General features: G+C 62.0%; 14 protein-coding genes. 8 read left to right on the top strand and 6 right to left on the bottom strand.

Features of this window, described 5'->3' with window-relative positions:
• Positions 1-145 precede the first annotated feature (145 nt).
• Both rlmKL and ACS5Q8_RS21255 read left to right on the top strand, forming a co-directional pair.
• A complete protein-coding gene (gene rlmKL / locus ACS5Q8_RS21260; RefSeq protein ID WP_276194323.1) occupies positions 146-2416 on the top strand; it encodes a bifunctional 23S rRNA (guanine(2069)-N(7))-methyltransferase RlmK/23S rRNA (guanine(2445)-N(2))-methyltransferase RlmL in 2271 nt (756 codons plus the stop codon).
• 139 nt (positions 2417-2555) lie between these two features.
• Positions 2556-4970, top strand: coding sequence for a sensor domain-containing diguanylate cyclase (locus ACS5Q8_RS21255; RefSeq protein ID WP_465159382.1), 2415 nt, complete (start codon positions 2556-2558; stop codon positions 4968-4970).
• 87 nt (positions 4971-5057) lie between these two features.
• On the opposite strand, the gene dacB is transcribed toward ACS5Q8_RS21255, so the two are convergent.
• Positions 5058-6518, bottom strand: coding sequence for a D-alanyl-D-alanine carboxypeptidase/D-alanyl-D-alanine endopeptidase (gene dacB, locus ACS5Q8_RS21250; protein WP_276194321.1), 1461 nt, complete (start codon positions 6516-6518; stop codon positions 5058-5060).
• Between the two features lie 238 nt (positions 6519-6756).
• On the opposite strand from dacB, the gene ACS5Q8_RS21245 reads away from it, so the two are divergent.
• Entirely contained in the window at positions 6757-7101 is a 345-nt protein-coding gene (locus ACS5Q8_RS21245) for a YggL family protein (RefSeq protein WP_247400046.1), read from the top strand.
• Between the two features lie 55 nt (positions 7102-7156).
• Here ACS5Q8_RS21245 and ACS5Q8_RS21240 read toward each other — a convergent pair whose 3' ends face one another.
• On the bottom strand, positions 7157-8347 hold the full coding sequence (locus ACS5Q8_RS21240; RefSeq protein ID WP_276194320.1) for a benzoate/H(+) symporter BenE family transporter: 1191 nt from the start codon (positions 8345-8347) through the stop codon (positions 7157-7159).
• A gap of 227 nt (positions 8348-8574) precedes the next feature.
• On the opposite strand from ACS5Q8_RS21240, the gene ACS5Q8_RS21235 reads away from it, so the two are divergent.
• Complete coding sequence (locus ACS5Q8_RS21235) at positions 8575-9339, top strand: GntR family transcriptional regulator (protein ID WP_276194319.1); 765 nt, start codon at positions 8575-8577, stop codon at positions 9337-9339.
• A gap of 64 nt (positions 9340-9403) precedes the next feature.
• On the opposite strand, the gene guaD is transcribed toward ACS5Q8_RS21235, so the two are convergent.
• The 4 genes from guaD to xdhA form a co-directional block, all read right to left on the bottom strand.
• Positions 9404-10708, bottom strand: coding sequence for a guanine deaminase (gene guaD / locus ACS5Q8_RS21230; RefSeq protein WP_276194318.1), 1305 nt, complete (start codon positions 10706-10708; stop codon positions 9404-9406).
• Positions 10709-10715: 7 nt separating this feature from the next.
• Positions 10716-11570: a xanthine dehydrogenase accessory protein XdhC gene (xdhC, locus tag ACS5Q8_RS21225; protein WP_426100084.1), complete on the bottom strand. Its 855-nt coding sequence runs from the start codon at positions 11568-11570 to the stop codon at positions 10716-10718.
• A 138-nt stretch (positions 11571-11708) separates the two neighbouring features.
• The gene (xdhB, locus tag ACS5Q8_RS21220; RefSeq protein WP_276194316.1) at positions 11709-14108 is read right to left on the bottom strand and encodes a xanthine dehydrogenase molybdopterin binding subunit; all 2400 of its coding nucleotides are present in this window, start codon (positions 14106-14108) and stop codon (positions 11709-11711) included.
• Entirely contained in the window at positions 14101-15549 is a 1449-nt protein-coding gene (gene xdhA, locus ACS5Q8_RS21215; protein ID WP_465159381.1) for a xanthine dehydrogenase small subunit, read from the bottom strand. The genes xdhB and xdhA overlap by 8 nt, the downstream gene beginning before the upstream one ends.
• A gap of 280 nt (positions 15550-15829) precedes the next feature.
• Between xdhA and ACS5Q8_RS21210 the strand changes: the two genes are divergently transcribed.
• From ACS5Q8_RS21210 to ligA, 4 genes are all read left to right on the top strand, one after another.
• Positions 15830-16489, top strand: a complete 660-nt coding sequence (locus tag ACS5Q8_RS21210) for a GntR family transcriptional regulator (RefSeq protein ID WP_247405719.1) — start codon at positions 15830-15832, stop codon at positions 16487-16489.
• Positions 16490-16491: 2 nt separating this feature from the next.
• Complete coding sequence (gene smc, locus ACS5Q8_RS21205; RefSeq protein WP_443698800.1) at positions 16492-19980, top strand: chromosome segregation protein SMC; 3489 nt, start codon at positions 16492-16494, stop codon at positions 19978-19980.
• 259 nt (positions 19981-20239) lie between these two features.
• Positions 20240-21100, top strand: a complete 861-nt coding sequence (gene zipA / locus ACS5Q8_RS21200) for a cell division protein ZipA (protein ID WP_276194313.1) — start codon at positions 20240-20242, stop codon at positions 21098-21100.
• An 87-nt stretch (positions 21101-21187) separates the two neighbouring features.
• Entirely contained in the window at positions 21188-23554 is a 2367-nt protein-coding gene (gene ligA, locus ACS5Q8_RS21195) for an NAD-dependent DNA ligase LigA (RefSeq protein ID WP_276194312.1), read from the top strand.
• Positions 23555-23589 lie beyond the last annotated feature (35 nt).

The raw sequence follows: 23589 nt of genomic DNA, 5'->3' as shown, positions 1-23589 counted from the left end.
CGTCAATCTAGGCCCAAAGGCCCGGTAGACGGGGTGGGACGGCACATTCGTGCCACGCGAGCACTCTTCAAGAAAAGTGCTTGATTGAAAACCGAGCCGGCGATGCGTCGCCCGTTCATTTATTGCTGAAAAGCCTGGATTACCCATGTCGGACCGTTTTGAACTCTTCCTCACCTGCCCCAAGGGCCTCGAAGGCCTGCTGATCGAGGAAGCCGTCGGGCTTGGCCTTGAGGAAGCCCGCGAGCACACCTCGGCCGTGCGCGGCATGGCCGACATGGAAACTGCTTACCGCCTGTGCCTCTGGTCGCGCCTGGCCAACCGCGTGTTGCTGGTACTCAAGCGCTTCCCGATGAAGGACGCCGAAGACCTCTATCACGGCGTGCTGGATATCGAGTGGGCTGAGCACATGGTCCCGGACGGCAGTCTGGCGGTGGAATTCAGCGGTCACGGCTCGGGCATCGACAACACCCACTTCGGCGCGCTGAAGGTCAAGGATGCAATCGTCGATAAGCTGCGCACGCCAACCGGCGAGCGTCCGTCCATCGACAAGATCAATCCGGACCTGCGCATCCACCTGCGCCTGGACCGTGGCGAAGCGATCCTGTCCCTCGACCTGTCCGGCCACAGCCTGCACCAGCGCGGTTACCGCCTGCAGCAGGGTGCCGCACCGTTGAAGGAAAACCTCGCGGCAGCGATCCTGATTCGTGCCGGCTGGCCGCGCATCGCTGCTGAAGGCGGCGCGCTGACCGACCCGATGTGTGGCGTGGGCACCTTCTTGGTGGAAGGCGCGATGATCGCCGCCGATATGGCGCCCAACCTCAATCGCGAACTGTGGGGTTTCACCACCTGGCTCGGTCACGTCCCGGCGCTGTGGAAGAAACTTCACACCGAGGCCAGCGAGCGTGCCGCCATCGGCATGAACAAGCCGCCGTTGTGGATTCGTGGCTACGAAGCCGATCCGCGCTTGATCCAGCCTGCTCGCAACAACATCGAGCGTGCCGGCCTCAGCCATTGGATCAAGGTGTACCAGGGCGAAGTCGCTACGTTCGAGCCGCGTCCGGACCAGAACCAGAAAGGCCTGGTGATCTGCAACCCGCCCTACGGCGAGCGCCTGGGTGACGAAGCGAGCTTGTTGTACCTTTACCAGAACCTCGGCGAGCGTCTGCGCCAAGCGTGCATGGGCTGGGAAGCGGCGGTATTCACCGGCGCGCCGGACCTGGGCAAGCGCATGGGCATCCGCAGCCACAAGCAGTATGCGTTCTGGAACGGCGCCTTGCCGTGCAAATTGCTGCTGATCAAGGTCAACCCGGACCAGTTCGTCACCGGCGAGCGCCGCACTCCGGAGCAGCGCCAGGCCGAACGCGAACAAGCCGCCTACGACCAGGCCCCGACCGAGCCGCAAGAGCGCCAGTACAATAAGAACGGCAACCCGATCAAACCAGCAGCGGCGCCAGCCCCCGTGGTCGAACAGGCGCGCCTGAGCGAAGGCGGGCAGATGTTCGCCAACCGCCTGCAAAAGAACCTCAAGCAACTGGGCAAGTGGGCCAAGCGTGAAGGTGTGGATTGCTACCGCGTCTACGATGCCGACATGCCGGAATATTCCATGGCCATCGACCTGTATCACGATTGGGTCCACGTGCAGGAATACGCCGCGCCGAAATCCATCGACCCGGAAAAAGCCTCCGCACGCATGTTCGATGCCCTGGCGGCCATTCCCCAGGCGCTGAACATCGACAAGAACCGCGTGGTGGTCAAGCGCCGCGAGCGTCAAAGCGGCACCAAGCAGTACGAGCGCCAGAGCGCCCAGGGCAAGTTCACCGAGGTCAGCGAAGGCGGCGTGAAGCTGCTGGTCAACCTCACCGACTACCTCGACACCGGCCTGTTCCTCGACCACCGTCCGATGCGCATGCGCATCCAGAAAGAGGCGGCCGGCAAGCGTTTCCTCAACCTGTATTGCTACACCGCCACCGCCAGCGTGCACGCAGCCAAGGGTGGCGCGCGCAGCACCACCAGCGTCGACCTGTCCAAGACCTACCTGGACTGGGCACGTCGTAACTTCTCCCTCAACGGTTTCTCCGACAAGAACCGCCTGGAGCAGGGTGATGTGATGGCGTGGCTGGAAGCCAGTCGCGATGAGTTCGACCTGATCTTCATCGACCCGCCGACCTTCTCCAACTCCAAGCGCATGGAAGGTATCTTCGACGTGCAGCGCGACCACGTGCAGTTGCTCGATCTCGCCATGGCGCGCCTGGCACCGGGTGGCGTGCTGTACTTCTCGAACAACTTCCGCAAGTTTGTGCTTGAGGACAACCTCAGCGAACGCTACGCGGTCGAGGAAATCAGCGACAAGACCCTCGACCCGGATTTTGCGCGCAATGCGAAGATCCATCGGGCCTGGAAAATCACCGCTCGCTGATTGCTCCCCCCCATAAGCCGCAAGCCTCGAATAATCGGGTCTTGCGGCTTTTTACGCTGGTCAAATACAGGGCCGCTAGCTATAACTAAACGTCCAGCCAAAGTGACACCCCAGCACGCTGGCGTTGTGAGTGTTGCCTATGCCGTTGCAAGCCGTTCGCCCGAAGATCCTAGGTTTTATCAGTGAGCAGGTATCGGCTTGGCTGATGGCATTGGTGGTGTTTTTGGCAGGCAGCACCTTGACGATCATCATTGCCTGGGCGACATCCGACCTCTATCAACAGCAGGAGCGCCAGCGTTTCCAACTGTTGGTCAATGAGCGATTCACCCGTCTGCAGGAGCGTTTCGAGGACCAGGAGCAACGTCTGGCCAGCCTGCAACGCTTTTTCGTCAATTCCAGTGACGTGTCCCGAGACGAGTTCGATGGTTTCGCCCAGCCCTTGCTGCTGCGTTCCCGTGCGTATGTCTGGGCGCCGCGGGTGCTGCGTGATCAGCGCGTTCAGTTTGAGCAGGAAGTATCGCGCCAGCGCGCTCTGCCCTTCAGGATACGTGAACTGAATTCACTCGGTGAGTTGGCCCCGGCGGTGGAGCGCGATGAATACGTGCCGATCCTGTACAGCCAGACCCACAGCCTGCTCGGTTCGCCCCTGGGCTTTGACCTGCTGGCCCAACCTCTGCGGCGCTCGACCCTTCAGCGCGCACAAGCGAGCGGTAAGCTGGCAGTGTCCCAGCCCATGCAGTTGGTGGGTGTGGAGCCGGCCTACGCCACCGGCGTGTTATTGGTCGCACCAGTCGTCTCCCTAGGCGGGACAGAACCCTACGGCTTTGTGATGGCCGTGATCAGCATGCGCCAGTTGATGGCCGACGGCTTGCCCAAGCCGGATCGCGATAATCTGGTGACGCAGATCGTCGACACTTCTGACCAGCAAAAGCGCCTGCTGTACGAGTCCAGCAATGCTTTGGCCAACAGCGATCTGGTGGCCACGCGCCGCCTGACCCTCGGCGATCATGTCTACGCCCTAACGCTGCGCCCCAGCCTGGTGTTCGAAAAGGGCAGCGGTTTCTCCCTGGTCTCGATCCTGGCCATGGGCGGGCTCTTCAGCCTGTTGCTTAGCGTCTTGCTCTATATGTTGGTCAGCCAGCGTCAGCGCGCCTTGAAACTGGTGGAGCAGCGTACCGCGCAGTTGCGCCTGCGCGAGCAGGAACTGCGCGGCGCCCACGGCCAGTTGCGTAGCGTGCTGAACGCCGCGACGCAGGTTGCAATCATTGCCACCGACTTGCACGGCGTGATCAACACCTTCAACGCCGGTGCCGAGCAGATGCTGGGGTTCAAGGCCGAGCACGTAATCGGCCGCTTGACCCTGGAAAGCCTGCATGTCGCGGCGGAGCTGGACGCGCGCGCGACGAGTTTGAGCGTGGCGTTGGGCCGGCGAATCCCGCCGAGCCAGGCGATGCTGGTGGAAAGCCCGGACAACCCGCAGGAGGCCCGCGAGTGGACCCTGGTGCGCGAGGACGGCAGCCAGTTGACGGTGAATATGCTCGGCACCGTGTTGCTGGATGAGCATGGCTTATGGGTCGGGCACCTGGCGATTTACCTGGATGTCACCGAGCAAAAACGCGCCTATGAGGCCCTGGCCGTGCGGGACCGCTTGCTGAAAAAACTCAGCGCCCATGTGCCTGGCGGGATCTTCCAGTTCACCGTGGAGCCCCAGGACAACTGGCGGTTTATCTACGCCAGCGATGGCATGCGCGATATCTACGAGATCGACACCGGGGTGCTGCAACGGGATGCGAAGCAGGTCTTGGAGCGCATCCACCCCCTGGACGTCGAGCGGGTGGATGCGTCGATCCGCTTATCCGCGCTGCAATTGAGCCACTGGCGCGAAGAGTACCGCGTGCAGTTGCCGCAACGGGGCCTGCGCTGGATTCGCGGTGAGGCCACGCCGGAGGAACTGCCGGGCGGCGGTACGCTGTGGCATGGTTATGTGTCTGATATTTCCGATCTCAAGCGCGTGGAAGAAGAACTGCGCGCGCTGTCCATCACCGATGCCCTCACCGGGATTCACAACCGCCGGTATTTCCAGGATCGTCTCAAGGCCGAGATGGTCCGCCTGAATCGCACGTCGGGGGCGTTGTCAGTGATCATGCTGGATATCGATCACTTCAAGCGTATCAACGACCAATATGGCCATGCGGTCGGCGACGGGGTCTTGCAGGAACTGTGCAAGCGCATCAGCCAACGTCTGCGCCGCAGCGATGTGTTCTGTCGCCTGGGCGGCGAGGAGTTCATGGTGTTGTGCCCCAATACCGATAGCACCCAGGCCTACAGTTTGGCGATGGCGTTATGGCAGTCGCTGCGCAGCGCGCCGATGGAGTCGGTGGGGACCGTCACAGCCAGCTTCGGGGTGGCCAGTTGGCGGATCGACGAAGGGGTCGACGGGTTGCTGCTGCGCGCGGATTCGGCGGTGTACGTGGCCAAGCAGGCGGGCAGGGATCGGGTCGAAACTGTGGCGAAGGAGCTTGCTCCCGCTGGACCGCGAAGCGGTCCCGATTAACACCCCGCATGCTTGCAGATAACATTCGGGGCCGGGCTTGAGGGCTGCGTCGCAGCCCAGCGGGAGCAAGCCCCCTCGCCACAAACGCTAGAGGACTGGCGCCGCCGCCGCCAGCTTCGGCTGGCGATACAGGTCCAGCAGCACCTGGTCGAGCACCGACGACGCACCCCACGGTTTCGGATCGTTGAGAATCGCCACCACTACCCAGGTATTGCCGTTGTTATCGCGGCTGAACCCGGCGATGGCCCGCACGGTGTTCAAGGTGCCGGTCTTGACGTGGGCTTCGCCGCGCATGGCAGTGGTCTTCAGGCGTTTGCGCATGGTGCCGTCGGTGCCGGCAATCGGCATCGAGCTGATGTACTCAGCCGCGTAGGGGCTTTTCCACGCGGCTTGCAGCATGGCCGCCATTTCACGGGCACTGACGCGTTCGGCACGTGACAGGCCGGAACCGTTCTCCATCACCAGATGCGGTGCAGTGATGCCTTTCTTCGCCAGCCACTGGCGCACCACACGTTGGGCGGCCTTGGCATCGTCGCCGTCGGCATCGTTGCGAAACTGCGCGCCCAGGCTCAGGAACAATTGCTGGGCCATGGTGTTGTTACTGTATTTGTTGATGTCGCGGATGATTTCCGCCAGGTCCGGCGAGAAGGCCCGTGCCAGTACCTTGGCGTCCTTGGGCACCGGAGCTTGGATGTCGCGGCCCTGGATGGTGCCGCCCAATTCCTGCCAGATCGCCCGCACGGCGCCGGCGGTATACGTGGCGTGGTCGAGCAGCGACAAGTAGGTCTGCGAACTGCAGCCTTCGCCCAACTGGCCGCTGACGGTTACTGTGATGCTGCCATCGGCCGCCGTCACCGGGTTGTAGCGCACGTCACCGGTACACTGCTTGGCGTTGGATACCTTGACCTGATTGTCGATGCGAATGCTGGCAATCGGCGGCTCGACCGACACGATCACGCGTCCCGAATCGTTGCGCGTCACGAAGCGCAAGGCCTTGAGGTTGACCAGCAGGGCATCGGGCTTGACCAGGAACGGTTTGTTCTCGTCATTGCCGTCGTCATTGAATTCCGGCAGTTGTGGCTGGATAAAGAAGCTACGGTCCAGTACCAGGTCGCCAGTGACTTGCTGCACGCCATTGGCTCGCAGGTCACGCATCAGCAGCCAGAGTTTTTCCATGTTCAGCTTGGGGTCGCCGCCACCCTTGAGGTACAGGTTGCCGCGCAACACGCCACCGCTGAGGGTGCCGTCGGTGTAGAACTCGGTCTTCCACTGGTGGTTGGGGCCGAGCATTTCCAGGGCCGCGTAGGTGGTGACCAGCTTCATGGTAGAGGCCGGGTTCACCGAGACGTCGGCGTTGAATACGGTGGGTGTGCCGGGACCGTTCAGCGGGAGCATCACCAGGGACAGTGCGGTGTTTTGCAGTTTGGCCTTCTGCAGGGCCTGTGCAACATTGGGCGGCAGGGTGTTGTTGATCGGGGCGGCGGTGGCGGAAAAGGCCAGCGGCAGGAGAAAGCCGGCAAGGAGCAATGGACGCAAAGATTTGATCATAAGAAATAAGACCCTACTGCTGAGGAGGGTGAAAAAAGGCGAGGGTTATGTAAGAAAATCCCCCAGTGGTCATGAAAGTGTCGGCATTATGCCCCAAGCTGGAGCCACTTGTAGCTGAACGATAGCTGCTAATCGGCGTTTTTTTTCCGAGCATTTCGCCGCCTGTCCTAGAGAATCGGGCAATCGCTTCCTTAAACTGCTAAAGTGCCGCCCGTTATTACTTATGAGGATTGTTCCAATGGCGACTAACCGTTCCCGGCGTCTGCGCAAAAAACTGTGCGTTGATGAATTTCAAGAGCTGGGTTTCGAACTGAACCTGGATTTCAAAGAAGGTTTGGACGATGCAGCGGTTGACGCGTTCCTCGAAGCGTTCCTGACCGAAGCGATGGACGGCAATGGCCTCGACTACGTCGGCGGCGATGACTTCGGTCTGGTGTGCAAAGCCACTCGTGGTTCGGTCACCGAAGAGCAACGTGCAACCGTTGAAGCGTGGCTCAAGGCCCGCGCAGAGCTGACTCGCGTTGAAGTAAGCGCGCTGTTGGACGCTTGGCATCCAGAGACGTCGATCAACTCGGCCGTCTGATGTCATGAAACAGCGACCCGCCCGGGTCGCTGTTTCGTTATGGGGCCTTAAACACTCAGGCCTTGCGCCAGTTCAGAATCAGCAGCGTCAACACCCCCGCCACAATTCCCCAGAACGCCGACCCGATGGAAAACAACGTCAAGCCTGACGCGGTGACCATAAAGGTGATCAGCGCCGCTTCCCGTTCCTTCGGCTGATTCATGGCAATGCTCAAGCCATTGATGATCGAGCCAAACAAGGCCAACGCCGCAATCGACAGCACCAGCTCTTTGGGCAGCGCTGCGAACAAGGCCGCCAATGTGGCGCCGAACACCCCGGCAATGCCGTAGAACACCCCACACCAGACAGCCGCCGTGTAGCGCTTGTTACGGTCTTCATGAGCGTGGGGCCCGGTGCAGATCGCCGCACTGATCGCCGCCAGGTTGATGCCGTGGGAGCCGAACGGCGCCAGCACCAGCGAGGCCAGGCCGGTGACGGTGATCAGCGGCGACGCAGGCACGTTGTAGCCGTCGGCGCGCAACACGGCCACGCCCGGCATGTTCTGCGAGGTCATCGCCACCACGAACAGCGGGATGCCGATGCTGATGGTCGCCGCCAGCGAGAAGTGCGGCGTGGTCCACACCGGCGTTGCCACTTCCAGGTGAAAGCCGCTGAAATCCAGGAGCCCCATCAGCCCGGACAGCACGCTGCCGATCACCAGCGCGGCGAGCACCGCATACCGCGGCGACAGGCGTTTGATGATCAGGTAGGTGAAAAACATCCCCAGCACCAGGCCGGTGCGATGTTGCGCGGCGACGAAAATCTCGCTGCCGATCTTGAACAGAATCCCCGCCAGCAAGGCCGCCGCCAGCGACGCCGGGATGCGTTTGACCAGTTTTTCGAAGCTGCCGGTCAGCCCGCAGAGCGTCACCAGCACCGCGCAGGTGATGTAGGCGCCGATGGCTTCGCCGTAACTGACGCCGCCGAGGCTGGTGATCAACAGCGCGGCGCCGGGCGTCGACCAGGCAATGGTGATCGGCGTGCGGTAGCGCAGGGACAGGCCGATGCTGCACACCGCCATGCCGATGGAAATCGCCCAGATCCACGAGGAAATCTGCGCGGTGGTCAAACCGGCGGCTTGGCCAGCCTGGAACATCAGCACCAGGGAGCTGGTGTAGCCGGTCATCATGGCGATGAAACCGGCGACGATGGCCGAGGGAGAAGTATCGGCCAGCGGGCGCAAGGGCGCTTGGGTGGCGTCGGTCATGGCGAGGTGTTTCCTTTTACCTGGGAGTTTGCCAGTGAAGGCGCAGATTCAAGCCTAAACTCAAACGTAACGATTCATTGCAATACAGCCGGGGCCGCAAACAGCCGTACAGTGTGTTGGCACATGGGGTTGTGTACAATGTGCGCTGATTTTAGGCGATACTTGCCAGCGCATCTTTGTTGCCGTATTACCGTTAATTCGCCGCCGTTCTCCCGACCCGAGTGCCCATGAACGAACAGTTGCAACCTCTCAAGAAACAACCGCGAGCCGGCAAGACCGGTCGCAGTGGAACCCAGGACGATATCGTCTACGCGCATATCTTCGAGGCGATCCTCGAACAACGCCTGGCTCCCGGTACCAAGTTGAGCGAAGAGGCACTGGGCGAAATCTTCGGCGTCAGCCGCACCATCATTCGCCGCGCGCTGTCGCGTTTGGCCCATGAAGGCGTGGTGCTACTGCGGCCAAATCGTGGCGCCGTGGTGGCCAGCCCCAGTGTCGAAGAAGCGCGCCAGGTGTTCCTGGCCCGACGTCTGGTCGAGCGGGCGATCACGGAACTGGCGGTGCAGCACGCCACGGCTGAGCAGTTGGCCGAGTTGCGACAGATGGTCAACGACGAACGCGACAGCTTCTCCCGCGGCGATCGCGGTGCCGGTATCCGCCTTTCCGGAGAGTTCCATCTGAAGCTGGCCGAAGCGGCGAAGAACGCGCCGCTGATCAGCTTCCAGCGCAGCCTGGTGTCCCAGACCTCGTTGATCATCGCCCAGTACGAAAGCGGTAACCGCTCGCACTGTTCCTACGATGAACACACCCAGTTGATCGATGCGATCGAAGCCCGGGACGCGGCGCTGGCGGTGAGTTTGATGATGCATCACATGGATCACATCGACAGCAAGCTCAACCTCGATGAGGAAAGTGCGTCGGATGATTTGCATGCGGTGTTCTCGCATTTGTTGCTGAGCAAGAAGCCTGGGCGCTCTTCGGTAAAGCTGTAAACCCGATCAAAAATGTGGGAGGGGGCAAGCCCCCTCCCACATGTGTTTTGTGTTGTGACTGAGATCAGCGTTGGTGGACTAGACTGCCGGCCGCGTAGGTCTGCAACACCGCCCGATCATCCCCCAGTGTCATCAGTACAAACAACCTCTCGGCAATGTCCTTCGCCTGCTTCATGCGGTAGCTGAGCAGCGGCGTGGCGTTGTAGTCCAGCACCAGGAAGTCCGCGTCGGTGCCCGGCTGCAACGTGCCGATCTTGTCTTCCAGTCGCAGCGCCCGCGCACCGCCCAGTGTGGCCAGGTACAGCGACTTGAACGGGCTCAATCGTGCGCCCTGCAGTTGCATGACCTTGTAGGCTTCGTTCAGCGTCTGCAGCAACGAGAAACTGGTGCCACCGCCCACGTCAGTGCCCAGGCCCACGTTGAGTTTGTGCTTCTCGGCCATTGGCAGGTTGAACAGCCCGCTGCCGAGGAACAGGTTCGAGGTCGGGCAGAATGCGACTGCCGAGCCGGTTTGCGCCAACCGCGCGCATTCGTCATCGCACAGGTGCACGCCGTGGGCAAACACCGAGCGTTCGCCCAGTAGCTTGTAGTGGTCGTACACATCCAGGTAGCCGCTGCGCTCAGGAAACAGTTCGTTGACCCACTCGACTTCCTGCTTGTTCTCACTGATGTGCGTCTGCATGTACAGGTCCGGGTATTCGCCCAGCAGTTGCCCGGCCAGCGCCAATTGCTGCGGCGTGCTGGTGGGGGCGAAGCGTGGCGTCACCGCATAGTGCAGGCGGCCCTTGCCGTGCCAGCGTTCGATCAGCGCCTTGCTCTCCTGGTAGCCGGATTCGGCGGTGTCGGTGAGGTAGTCTGGAGCGTTGCGGTCCATCATCACCTTGCCGGCGATCATGCGCAGGTCGAGTTTTTCGGCGGCTTCGAAGAACGCATTCACCGATTGCGGATGCACGCTGCCGAACACCAGCGCGGTGGTGGTGCCGTTGCGCAGCAACTCCTTGATGAAGATATCCGCGACTTCCTCGGCATGGGCCTTGTCGGCGAATTGGCGTTCGCAGGGGAAGGTGTAGGTGTTGAGCCAATCCAGCAACTGCTCGCCATAGGCGCCGACCATGCCGGTTTGCGGCAGGTGGATATGCGTGTCGATCAGGCCGGGGGTGATCAGCGCGTCCTGGTAATGGGTGATTTCGACCTCGGCGGGCAGGCTCGGCAGCAGGTCACGGGCGTGCCCCAAGGCACTGATCCGACCGTTGTCGATGACCAGCAGGCCGTCTTCGAAATACTCGTAGGACGCCTCGATCCCCACTTCAGCGGGGTCGGCGAGGCTGTGCAGGATGGCGGCACGGTAGGCTTTGCGCGTCAAAGGCATGGTGATCTCAATTTTTGGCAAAAGTGGCAGCTTGACTGCGGCGCGAGGCCGGCAGCAGTTGGGCAATCGGTTCGGCGCTCGCGGTGTGCTGGCCGAAATGGGCGTTGTAGGTGGCGATGATTTCCCCGGCGATGGAGATGGCGATTTCCACCGGCAATTTGCCCTTCACCTCGCTAAGGCCCATGGGGCAGCGCATGCGTTGCAGCTGTGCGGTGTCGACGCCGCGATCACGCAGGCGGTGTTCGAACTTGACGCGCTTGGTCTTCGAACCGATCAGGCCGAAGTAGGCAAAGTCATTGCGCTTGAGCAGGGCGGCGCTGAGCTCCAGGTCCAGCGCGTGATTGTGGGTCATCACGATGCAGTAACTGCCCACGGGCAGGTCGGCAATTTCGTCGACCGGTTCTTCGCTGACGATTTTACGCACGCCCTGTGGGATGTGTTCCGGGAACTCTTGCTCGCGCGAATCGATCCAGCGCACCCGACACGGCAGGCTCGCCAGCAACGGCACCAGTGCGCGGCCTACGTGGCCGGCGCCAAATACGGCGATCTGTGCCTGCACTTGGCCCATCGGTTCGAACAGCAGCACGGTCGCGCCGCCACAGCACTGGCCCAGGCTCGCGCCGAGGCTGAAGCGCTCCAGATGGGTGTGTTGCTGGCGGCGGGCGAGCATGTCGCGGGCGAGCTGCATCGCCTTGTATTCCAGGTGCCCGCCGCCGATGGTGTCGAACGTCTGCGCGGCGCTGATCACCATCTTCGAACCGGCATTGCGCGGCGTGGAGCCGAGCTCTTCGATGATGGTCACCAGTACGCAGGGTTCGCCCTGGTTTTGCAGGTTGGCGAGGGCGCTGATCCAGTTGTTCATGTCTACCTCAACATTTCTGTTGTCAGTTCTACCGTCATCGGGGGCAAGCCCCCTCCCACACTTGAATGTATTCACAGGTCAAAAATGTGGGAGGGGCGGTGCGACGATTCGACTTGCCCCCGATGGCAGCACCTCGATTCAAAGCGAAGCCATCTCGGTTTCAGCCTCAACCGCCTTCGCAGCAGCCAACTTCCGCATCTGTTCACACCCCCACAACACCCGCTCAGGCGTCGCCGGCGCATCGATGTTCGGCTGGTGGCGATAGTCGCCCAGGCTCGCCACTGCATCCTTGATCGCGCACCACGAAGCAATCCCGAGCATGAACGGCGGTTCGCCCACGGCCTTGGAATGGAACACCGTGTCTTCCGGGTTCTTGCGGTTTTCCACCAGCTTCACGCGCAAATCCAGGGGCATGTCGGCAACGGCCGGGATCTTGTAGCTGGCCGGGCCGTTCGTCATCAGCTTGCCCTTGTCGTTCCATACCAGCTCTTCCATGGTCAGCCAGCCCATGCCCTGGATAAAGCCGCCTTCCACCTGCCCGATGTCGATGGCCGGGTTCAGCGAGGCGCCCACATCGTGGAGGATATCGGTGCGCAGCATCTTGTATTCGCCGGTCAGGGTATCGACGATCACTTCGCAGCAGGCCGCGCCGAACGCGAAGTAGTAGAACGGCCGACCGCGCGCCTGGCTGCGGTCGTAGAAGATTTTCGGGGTCTTGTAGAAGCCGGTGCTCGACAACGACACCTGGGCGAAATACGCCTGCTGGATCAGGCTTTCAAAGCTCAGGATCTGCTCGCGCACGCGCACATGGCCGTTGTGGAATGCCACGTCCGCTTCGCTCACCTCGAATTTGCGTGCGGCAAATTCAACCAGGCGTTGCTTGATGATTTCGGCGGCGTTCTGCGCGGCCTTGCCGTTCAGGTCGGCACCGCTGGAGGCTGCGGTCGGCGAGGTGTTGGGCACCTTGTCGGTGTTGGTGGCGGTGATCTGCACACGGTCGATGTTCACCTGGAACACCTCGGCCACCACTTGCGCAACCTTGGTGTTCAAGCCCTGGCCCATCTCGGTGCCGCCGTGGTTCAGGTGGATGCTGCCATCGGTGTAGATATGGATCAGCGCCCCGGCCTGGTTGAGGAAGCTGGCGGTGAAGGAGATGCCGAATTTCACTGGGGTCAGCGCCAGGCCTTTTTTCAGGATCGGGCTGTGGGCGTTGTAGCGGCGGATCGCTTCGCGGCGCTCGGCGTATTGGCTGCTGGCCTCAAGCTCGGCGGTCATCTCTTCGAGCAGGTTGTGCTCGACGGTTTGGTAGTAGTGCGTGACGTTGCGCTCGGTCTTGCCGTAATAGTTGGCTTTGCGCACGGCCAGCGGGTCGAGGGCCAGATGGCGGGCGATGGCGTCCATCACTTCTTCGATGGCGACCATGCCTTGCGGGCCACCGAAGCCGCGATAGGCGGTGTTGGACGCGGTGTTGGTCTTGCAGCGATGGCCGTTGACCGTGGCATCGCCCAGGTAATACGCGTTGTCGGCGTGGAACATGGCGCGGTCGACAATCGAGTTCGACAGGTCCGGCGAGCAGCCGCAGTTACCTGCCAGCTCCAGCTGGATGCCGTGCAGTCGACCGCTGTCGTCGAAGCCCACGTCGTATTCGATATAGAAGGGGTGGCGCTTGCCGGTCATCAGCATGTCTTCGACGCGCGGCAGGCGCATCTTGGTCGGCTGCCCGGTAAGGTGCGCGACCACCGCACACAGGCACGCCGGGCTGGCGGCCTGGGTTTCCTTGCCGCCGAAGCCGCCACCCATGCGGCGCATGTCGACGACGATGTTGTTCATCGACACGTCCAGCACTTCGGCCACCAGCTTCTGCACCTCGGTGGGGTTTTGCGTGGAGCAGTAGACGATCATGCCGCCGTCTTCGGTCGGCATGACCGAGGAAATCTGGGTTTCCAGGTAGAAGTGTTCCTGGCCACCGATATGCAGCGTGCCCTGGATGCGGTGCTTCGCGGCCACCAGCGCCGCCGCCGAATCACCGCGTTGATGGGTGTGGCTGTCCAGCACGAAGTGCTGGTTGCGATAGGCTTCGACCACGTCCAGCACCGGCTCCAGGTCTTCGTATTCGATCACCGCGGCCAGCGCCGCTTTACGCGCGGTTTCCAGGTCGCGGGCGGCCACGGCGAGCACCACCTGGCCGACGAACTGCACGGTGTCGATGGCCAGCAACGGATCACCCGGCAGCAGCGGGCCGATGTCTTTGAGCCCTGGCACGTCTTCGTGGGTGATGACGATGCGCACGCCGTCGAAGGCGTAGCAGGGCGCGGTATCGATGCGCAGGATCTTCGCGTGGGCGCGGTCGGACAGGCGCGCATACAGGTGCAACTGGTTGGGGAATTCCAGGCGGTCATCGATGTACTGCGCTTCGCCGCAGACGTGCTTGGCGGCGCTGTCATGCTTGACGCTGCGCCCGACCCCGCAGGTCAGGTCCTGGGCAAACAGTTCGGCCAGTTCGGCCTGGGTTTTTGCCACGGCGTGGTGGTTAGACATAAGCGGTCACCCGAGTCTCGATGTGCGGCGTTTGCAGTTCGATGAAGTATTTGCGCAGCAGGTTTTGTGCGCTGAGCAGGCGGTATTCCTTACTGGCGCGGAAGTCCGACAGCGGAGTGAAATCCTCGGCCAGGGCGGCGCAGGCTTGCTCCACGGTGGCGGCATTCCAGGGGGCGCCGATCAGCACGGTCTCGCAGTGTTTGGCGCGTTTTGGCGTGGCGGCCATGCCCCCGAAGGCAACGCGGGCGTCGCTGATCACAGCGTTATCGATCTTCAGGTTGAACGCCGCGCACACTGCGGAAATGTCATCGTCCAGGCGCTTGGATACCTTGTACGCACGGAACCGCGCGTGGCCCTTGGGCACGATGATCTTCTCGATGAACTCGCTGTCCTGGCGCGCGGTGACGCGGTAGTTGATGAAGTAATCTTCCAGCGCCAGGGTGCGCCGGACGTTGCCCTTGCACAGCACGATCTGCGCGCCGAGGGCGATCAGCAGCGGCGGCGAATCACCGATCGGCGAGGCATTGCCGATGTTGCCGCCCAAGGTGCCCTGGTTGCGGATTTGCAGGGAGGCGAAGCGCTGCAGCAGTTCGCCGAAGTCCGGGTATTCGTGGTGCAGCGCGGTATAGCAATCGGAGAGGGCGGCGGCGGCGCCGATTTCCAGGCGATCGTCGAACGTCTCGATGCGCTTCATCTCGTCGATATTGCCGACGTAGATCATAACCGGCAGCGTGCGGTGGAACTGCGTGACTTCCAGCGCCAGGTCGGTGCCGCCGGCCAGCAGGCGGGCCTGGGGGTAGGCGTCGTAGAGGTCGGCCAGGTCGGCGACGGTCAGCGGCACCAGGCAGCGTTTGTCGCCGCTGTTGAGTTCAGCGGTTTGCGTCGGCGCGATGGCCTTGAGACGGGCGATGGTCTGGGCCTCACGGCTGTCGAACTGATCCTGGGGGTTGTTGCCGCAGGCCTGTTCAGCGGCGGCGAGGATCGGGCGATAACCGGTGCAGCGGCAGAGGTTACCGGCCAGGGCTTCATGGGCTTTCTCGCGGTCGGGGGCGTCGCTGTTCTTTTGCAGGGCGAACAACGACATCACAAAACCGGGGGTGCAAAAGCCGCATTGCGAGCCGTGGCACTCCACCATGGCCTGTTGCACGCTGTGCAGTTGGCCCTGATGCTTGAGGTCTTCGACGCTGATCAGTTGTTTGCCATGCAACGACGCCACAAACGTCAGGCAGGCATTGAGGCTGCGATAGCGAATGCGCTCGGCGCCTTGCTCATCGCTGTGCAGTTCACCGACCACCACGGTGCAGGCGCCGCAATCGCCGCTGGCGCAGCCTTCCTTGGTGCCGGGTTTGCCCACATGCTCGCGCAGGTAGTTGAGCACGGTCAGGTTGGGGTCCAGGGCGTGCTCGCTACGGAGTTCCTGGTTAAGTAAAAACTGGATCACGGAAGGCCTCGCAGACTCATTATTGTTGTTAACCGCTTTGCGCCGAATCTAGTCATGTCTGACTTTTCGGTCAACGAGTTTCTGACCTTTGGGTCAAGAAAATGCGGCCGCAACACGTTCAATTATGGTCCAGTCTTCTGGAACCGGCGTTTTTGGGGACTTCTGGCTGTTCACTGCTGCTTATTTCATGCCAAATTGTTGAACGTGGGCCGAGCGCCATCAGCGGGCATTTGCGCTACACTGCCGCGCTTGTACCGATAGAAGATTTTGAAGGAAAAACATGACGTTCAAGGCGCCGGACAGTCTCGCCGAGCAAATCGCTCACCACCTCGCCGAACGTATCATTCGCGGCGATCTCAAGCCTGGGGAGCGGATACAGGAACAGAAGGTCACGCTGGCGCTCAACGTCAGTCGTGGTTCCGTGCGTGAAGCCTTGCTGATCCTTGAACGTCGCCACCTGATCGCGATCTTGCCGCGCCGTGGCGCCCACGTCACCGAACTCACGGCGCACAAGGTGCAGAGCCTGTGTACGCTGATGGCCGAGCTGTACATCCTGCTCGGCAATGCGGTGGCGCAGGGCTGGCGGACCCAGGCCGACATGGCGCCGTTCGTGCAGATCCAGCAGCGCCTGGTGAGCAATTTCGAACGCCAGGACATCCGCTCGTTTGTCGAAGAATGCTTCAACGTGATGCGTGCTGCGTACCCCTTCGCCAACAACCCGTACTTGCAGGAAACCGTCGAGAACCTGCAGCCGGCAATGAACCGCGCCTACTACCTGGCCCTGGATCAACGCAAGGCCTCCATGAGCGAATACCTCGCGCTGTTCGCGCAACTGCTCGCCGCCGTGCTCGCCCGTGACTTGCCGCAGATTCGCCAGGTGCTGTCGGCCTACGGCCAGCGCAGTTGCTCGCTGGTGATCGCTGCGTTGGCGGACGTCTAAGCGTGCGGCTCAAGTGCATCAAACTGGCGGGGTTCAAATCCTTCGTCGACCCGACCACGGTGAACTTCCCCAGTAACATGGCGGCGGTGGTCGGGCCCAATGGCTGCGGCAAGTCGAACATCATCGACGCCGTGCGCTGGGTGATGGGCGAGAGCTCAGCGAAAAACCTGCGTGGCGAGTCGATGACCGACGTCATCTTCAACGGCTCCACCAGCCGCAAGCCGGTGAGCCAGGCCAGCATCGAACTGGTGTTCGACAACTCCGACGGCACCCTGGTCGGCGAATACGCGGCCTACGCGGAAATCTCCATCCGCCGCAAAGTGACGCGCGACAGCCAGAACAGTTACTTCCTCAACGGCACCAAGTGTCGCCGTCGGGACATCACCGATATCTTCCTCGGCACCGGCCTCGGCCCGCGCAGCTACTCGATCATCGAGCAGGGCATGATCTCCAAGCTGATCGAAGCCAAGCCCGAAGACCTGCGTAACTTTATCGAAGAAGCCGCCGGCATCTCCAAGTACAAGGAGCGCCGCCGCGAGACTGAAAACCGCATCCGTCGCACCCATGAAAACCTCGCCCGCCTGACCGACCTGCGCGACGAGCTGGAGCGCCAGTTGGAGCGCCTGCACCGCCAGGCCCAGGCCGCCGAGAAGTATCAGGAATACAAGGGCGAAGAACGCCAGCTCAAGGCGCAACTGTCGGCCCTGCGCTGGCAGGCGCTGAACGATCAGGTCGGCCAGCGCGAAGCGATTATCGGCACTCAGGAAATCAGCTTCGAAGCCCTGGTGGCCGATCAACGCAACGCCGACGCCAGCATCGAGCGCCTGCGCGACGGTCATCATGATCTGTCCGAGCGCTTCAATCTGGTGCAGGGCCGCTTCTATTCGGTGGGCGGCGACATCGCCCGGGTCGAGCAGAGCATCCAGCACGGCCAGCAGCGTCTGCGCCAGTTGCAGGATGATCTGAAGGAAGCCGAGCGTGCGCGCCTGGAGACCGAGTCCCACCTCGGTCACGACCGCACCTTGCTGCTGACCCTCGGCGAAGAGCTGGACATGCTCACCCCCGAACAGGAAATCACCAGCGCCGCCGCCGAAGAAGCCGCCGCCACCCTGGAAGAATCCGAGACCACCATGCACGGTTGGCAGGAGCAGTGGGACACCTTCAACCTGCGCTCCGCCGAGCCGCGCCGCCAGGCCGAGGTGCAGCAGTCGCGCATCCAGCAACTGGAAACCAGCATGGAGCGCCTGGCCGAGCGCCAGCGTCGTCTGCAGGAAGAGCGCGTGTTGCTCGCCGCCGACCCGGAAGACGCGGCGATCATGACGCTGAGCGAGCAACTCGCCGAAAGCGAAATGACTCTCGAAGAGCTGGAAGCCAGTGAAGAACAGCAAGTGGAACGCCTGGAGCAATTGCGTCAGCAACTGCAACAGGCGACCCAGGCCCAGCAACAGGCCCAGGGCGATTTGCAGCGCCTCAACGGGCGCCTGGCGTCCCTCGAAGCCTTGCAGCAAGCCGCGCTGGACCCCGGCACCGGCACCGCCGAATGGCTGCGCGACCAGCACTTGGCCGAGCGCCCGCGCCTGGCGGAGGGCTTGAAGGTCGAGGCGGGTTGGGAGTTGGCGGTGGAAACCGTGCTCGGCGCCGACCTGCAAGCGGTGCTGGTGGATGATTTTGCCGGTTTCGACCTGGCCGGCTTTGCCCAGGGCGATCTGCGCTTGCTCAGTCCTGCCGCCGATGGCACCCGTGTGCCGGGCAGTTTGCTGGATAAAGTCGAGGCCGCGATTGACCTGTCGCCGTGGCTGGGCCAGATCAAACCGGTGGAGTCCCTGGAGCAGGCCCTGGCCCAACGCGGTCAGTTGGGCACCGGCGAAAGCCTGATCAGCCGCGACGGCTATTGGGTTGGCCGCCACTTCCTGCGGGTGTGCCGCGCCAGTGAAGCGCAGAGCGGCGTATTGGCCCGTGGCCAGGAAATCGTCAAGCTGATCGCCGAGCGTGAAGAACGTGAAGCCACCCTGGAAAGCCTGGAAACCGAACTGCAAACCCTGCGCGCCACCCAGCGTCAGCAAGAGACCGGCCGCGAACACCTGCGCCGCCTGTTGCAGGACGAAGCGCGCCAGCAGGGCGAATTGAAAGCCCAGCTCTCGGCGAGCAAGGCCAAGGCCGAGCAACTGACCCTGCGCCGCACTCGCCTCGACGAAGAAGTGGCCGAGATGGGCGAGCAGCGCGCTCTCGAACACGAACAGATCGGCGAAGCGCGCCTGCAATTGCAGGAAGCCCTCGACAGCATGGCCCTCGACACCGAACAGCGCGAACTGCTGCTGGCCCAGCGCGACAGCCTGCGCGAACGCCTCGACCGGGTCCGCCAGGAAGCGCGCCAGCACAAGGACCATGCCCATCAGTTGGCGGTGCGCCTTGGCTCCCTGCGCGCCCAGCACGACTCCACGCGCCAGGCCCTGGAGCGCCTGGAGATGCAGTCCGAGCGCCTGACCGAAAAGCGCGAGCAACTGAGCCTTAACCTGGAGGAGGGCGAAGCGCCCCTGGAAGAGTTGCGGCTCAAGCTCGAAGAACTGCTCGACAAGCGTATGACCGTCGACGAAGAGCTCAAGACCGCGCAAATCGCCCTGGAAGATGCCGACCGCGAACTGCGCGAAGCGGAAAAACGCCGGACCCAGGCCGAGCAGCAATCCCAGCTGATTCGCGGCCAGCTCGAACAACAGCGCATGGAATGGCAAGCCCTGACCGTGCGCCGCAAAACCCTGCAGGACCAACTGCTCGAAGACGGCTACGACCTGCATGGCGTACTCAACACCCTGACCGCCCAGGCCAACGAGAAAGACGCCGAAGAAGAACTTGAGCGGATTGCCGCGCGTATTCAGCGACTCGGCGCGATCAACCTCGCCGCCATCGACGAATATCAGCAACAGTCCGAGCGTAAACGTTATCTGGATGCCCAGAACGCCGATCTGGTGGAAGCCCTGGACACCCTGGAAAACGTGATCCGCAAGATCGACAAAGAAACCCGCAACCGCTTCAAAGATACCTTTGATCAGATTAACGGCGGTTTACAGGCGTTATTCCCAAAAGTTTTCGGTGGTGGCAGCGCTTACTTGGAACTGACGGGCGAAGATCTACTCGATACAGGGGTAACGATCATGGCGCGGCCTCCGGGCAAGAAGAACAGCACCATCCATTTGTTGTCCGGTGGCGAAAAAGCCCTGACTGCTTTGGCCCTGGTGTTTGCCATCTTCAAGTTGAACCCGGCGCCGTTCTGCATGCTCGACGAAGTTGACGCGCCACTGGATGACGCTAACGTAGGACGTTACGCACGCCTGGTTAAAGAGATGTCCCAGACCGTGCAGTTCATCTATATCACCCACAATAAGATCGCCATGGAAATGGCGGATCAGTTGATGGGGGTGACGATGCACGAGCCGGGTTGTTCGCGATTGGTGGCGGTGGATGTCGAAGAAGCGATGGCGATGGTGGAATCCTGATCCGCGCCTGCAGCGAAGATTTTCAGCTCGATGTAGGGCGGTTTACCGGTCTGACGAAAGTGGCAAATGGACATATTTGTTCAAGGCATTTTGACAGACGGTGTAAAGTTATCTTTGGTCGTGCTAGTTTAATGTCAATTTTTCGTATGCGTGGGCAAAACGTCAGTCAGAACATAGAGTTGGCGCCACGTTTTAAAGCGGTTTGCACGGTGCTAAACCCCTTATTTTTCAGCATTTTTTATTAGAGGCACGGGATTACATGGAAATCGGTCTGCGCGAGTGGCTGATCGTCATCGGCATTATTGTCATTGCCGGTATTCTTTTTGATGGCTGGCGCCGCATGCGCGGTGGCAAGGGTAAGCTCAAGTTCCGTCTGGACCGCAACCTGTCCAACTTGCCCGACGACGACGCCGGTGCGGAACTGCTGGGGCCGCCCCGTGTGCTGGATACCCATAAGGAACCGCAGTTGGACGAGCACGACTTGCCGTCCATGAGCGCACCTTTGCGCGAAGCCCGCGAACCGTCCTCCAAGCGTGGCAAGCGCGGCAGTGCCGCCGCCGAGCCGCATCAGGGCGACCTGAACCTGGGCGTGGATGACGGCCCGAGCTTCAGCAGCCGCGATGACGACTTCCCTGACGAGAGCCCGACCAAAAGCGCGCCGCGTCAATCGGTAAACGATCAGCCGGCCGCCGAAGAAGTCCTGGTGATCAGCGTGATCTGCCGCGACGCCGCCGGCTTCAAGGGCCCGGCACTGTTGCAGAACATCCTGGAAAGCGGCCTGCGTTTTGGCGAGATGGATATCTTCCACCGCCACGAAAGCATGGCCGGTAATGGCGAAGTGCTGTTCTCCATGGCCAACGCGGTCAAGCCAGGCACCTTCGACCTGGACGATATCGACCTGTTCAGCACGCCCGCGGTGAGCTTCTTCCTCGGCCTGCCAGGTCCGCGTCATCCGAAACAAGCGTTCGACGTGATGGTCGCTGCAGCGCGCAAGCTGTCCCAGGAGCTCAACGGCGAACTGAAGGACGACCAGCGCAGCGTCCTGACCGCCCAGACCATCGAACACTACCGTCAGCGCATCGTCGAGTTCGAGCGTCGCGCCCTGACACAGAAACGCTGAGGCCTGGTCTCAAGCGTTGTCGATAGAATCAAGCGCACCAACATTTGAGCAGCTTCGGCTGCTCTTTTGCTTTATGAGAGAACACCCATGACCGCCGCCCACACCCGCATCCTCGAACTGCGCGCTGAACTGGATCAGCACAACTACCGTTATCACGTCCTCGACGAACCGAGCATTCCGGACGCCGAGTACGACCGCTTGTTCCAAGCGCTCAAGGCCCTGGAGGCCGAGCATCCGGAGCTGGTCACGCGTGATTCACCGACGCAGCGGGTCGGCAGTGCGGCGTTGTCGGCGTTCACCCAGGTCAAGCATGAGATTCCAATGCTGAGCCTGGGCAACGCCTTCGATGAAACCACCATGCTCGAGTTCGATCGCCGGGTTACCGAAGGTCTCGACCTGCCGGTGGGCGATCTGTTTGGCGGCGGCGCCGCCGTGGAATACAGCTGCGAGCCAAAGTTGGACGGCCTGGCGGTCAGCCTGCTGTACCAAGACGGCGAACTGGTGCGCGGCGCTACGCGGGGCGATGGCACCACCGGCGAAGACATCAGCGTGAATGTGCGCACCGTGCGCAATATCCCGTTGAAACTGCACGGCAGCGGCTGGCCGGCGACCCTGGAAGTGCGCGGCGAAGTGTTTATGTCCAAGGCCGGTTTCGAGCGCCTGAACGCCTCGCAACTGGAAGTCGGCGGCAAGACCTTCGCCAACCCGCGCAACGCCGCCGCCGGCAGCCTGCGCCAGTTGGATTCGAAAATCACCGCCAGTCGCCCGCTGGAATTCTGCTGCTACGGCATTGGCCAGGTGACGGCGGACATCAGCGACACCCACATCGGCAATCTGCAGCAGTTGCAGAAATGGGGCATGCCGATCAGTCATGAGCTGAAGTTGGCCAAGGGCATCCAGGAATGCCTGGACTACTACCGCGATATCGGCGAGCGGCGTAACAGCCTGCCCTATGAAATCGACGGCGTGGTGTTCAAGGTCAACAGCATTGCGTCCCAGCGCGAGCTGGGTTTTCGCGCCCGTGAACCGCGTTGGGCGATCGCGCACAAATTTCCGGCCATGGAAGAGCTGACCGAGCTGCTCGACGTGGAGTTCCAGGTCGGCCGTACCGGCGCCGTCACCCCGGTGGCGCGCCTCAAGCCGGTCAAGGTCGCGGGTGTAACCGTGTCCAATGCCACCCTGCACAACATGGATGAAGTGGCGCGCCTGGGCCTGATGATCGGCGACACCGTGATCATCCGCCGCGCCGGGGACGTGATCCCGCAGGTCGTATCGGTCGTCACCGAGCGCCGCCCGGAACACGCTCGCGCGGTCCATATCCCGGAAAACTGCCCGGTGTGCGGCTCCCATGTCGAGCGCACCCAACTGGTCAAACGCAGCAAGGGCAAGGAAACCGTCAGCGAAGGCGCGGTGTACCGCTGCGTCGGCCGTCTGGCCTGCGGCGCGCAGCTCAAGCAGGCGATCATCCATTTCGTCTCGCGCCGGGCGATGGATATCGACGGCCTGGGCGACAAAACCATCGAGCAATTGGTGGATGAAAAGCTCATCGCCTCGCCGGCCGACCTCTACACGCTCAAGTACGAACAGATCATCGACCTGGAAGGCTTCGCCGATGTCTCCAGCAAGAAGCTGATCAGCGCTATCGAACACAGCAAGACGCCGACCCTGGCGCGCTTCATCTACGCCCTGGGCATTCCCGACGTGGGCGAGGAGACCGCCAAGGTGTTGGCGCGCTCCCTGGCGTCCCTGGAGCGCGTGCAGCGCGCGTTGCCGCAAGTGCTGACGTACTTGCCGGACGTGGGCCTGGAAGTGGCGCACGAGATCCACAGCTTCTTTGAAGACCGCCACAACCAGGACGTGATCGGCGCGCTGCTGGCGCCGGACAAATGCGGCCTGCAACTGCAGGAACAAGGCGACCTGAGCGCCGAGTTCGCCGCCAGCACCACCCTCGGCGGTTTGCTCGACAAGCTCAACGTGCCCAGCGTTGGCCCTGGCGCCGCGCAGAAACTGGCGGACAAGTTCGGCTCCCTCGACGGCGTGATCAAGGCCGACTGGCTCGATATGCGCCAGGCACTGCCCGAGAAGCAGGCCAAGGCCGTGCGCGAGTTCTTCGATAACCCCGACCACGCCAACCTTGCCCTGGCCATCGAGCAGCAGCTCAAGGACTTCGGCATGCACTGGCAGAGCGAGAAGAAAGTGATCGAAGGCTTGCCGGAAGCGGGGCACACCTGGGTGCTGACCGGCTCCCTGGAACTGATGAGCCGTGACGTGGCCAAGGACAAGCTCGAAAGCCTCGGCGCCAAGGTGGCCGGTTCGGTGTCGGCGAAGACGTATTGTGTAGTGGCCGGGCCGGGTGCCGGTTCAAAACTGGCCAAGGCGAGTGAGTTGGGCCTGAAGGTATTGGACGAAGCCGCTTTCGTGGACTTTCTAGCCCGGCACAACATCACTGTCTGACGATTTCTTGTTCCCGTTGGGCTGCGAAGCAGCCC

Source organism: Pseudomonas sp. PAMC25584 (assembly GCF_058135675.1).
The sequence above is the reverse complement of the archived record's forward strand: the minus strand, read 5'-3'. Positions and strand labels throughout refer to the sequence as shown.

Coding starts and splice junctions, on each gene's coding strand:
- rlmKL (WP_276194323.1), top strand. CDS start 146: ATGTCGGACCGTTTTGAACTCTTCCTCACCTGCCCCAAGGGCCTCGAA.
- ACS5Q8_RS21255 (WP_465159382.1), top strand. CDS start 2,556: ATGCCGTTGCAAGCCGTTCGCCCGAAGATCCTAGGTTTTATCAGTGAG.
- dacB (WP_276194321.1), bottom strand. CDS start 6,518: ATGATCAAATCTTTGCGTCCATTGCTCCTTGCCGGCTTTCTCCTGCCG.
- ACS5Q8_RS21245 (WP_247400046.1), top strand. CDS start 6,757: ATGGCGACTAACCGTTCCCGGCGTCTGCGCAAAAAACTGTGCGTTGAT.
- ACS5Q8_RS21240 (WP_276194320.1), bottom strand. CDS start 8,347: ATGACCGACGCCACCCAAGCGCCCTTGCGCCCGCTGGCCGATACTTCT.
- ACS5Q8_RS21235 (WP_276194319.1), top strand. CDS start 8,575: ATGAACGAACAGTTGCAACCTCTCAAGAAACAACCGCGAGCCGGCAAG.
- guaD (WP_276194318.1), bottom strand. CDS start 10,708: ATGCCTTTGACGCGCAAAGCCTACCGTGCCGCCATCCTGCACAGCCTC.
- xdhC (WP_426100084.1), bottom strand. CDS start 11,570: ATGAACAACTGGATCAGCGCCCTCGCCAACCTGCAAAACCAGGGCGAA.
- xdhB (WP_276194316.1), bottom strand. CDS start 14,108: ATGTCTAACCACCACGCCGTGGCAAAAACCCAGGCCGAACTGGCCGAA.
- ACS5Q8_RS21210 (WP_247405719.1), top strand. CDS start 15,830: ATGACGTTCAAGGCGCCGGACAGTCTCGCCGAGCAAATCGCTCACCAC.
- zipA (WP_276194313.1), top strand. CDS start 20,240: ATGGAAATCGGTCTGCGCGAGTGGCTGATCGTCATCGGCATTATTGTC.
- ligA (WP_276194312.1), top strand. CDS start 21,188: ATGACCGCCGCCCACACCCGCATCCTCGAACTGCGCGCTGAACTGGAT.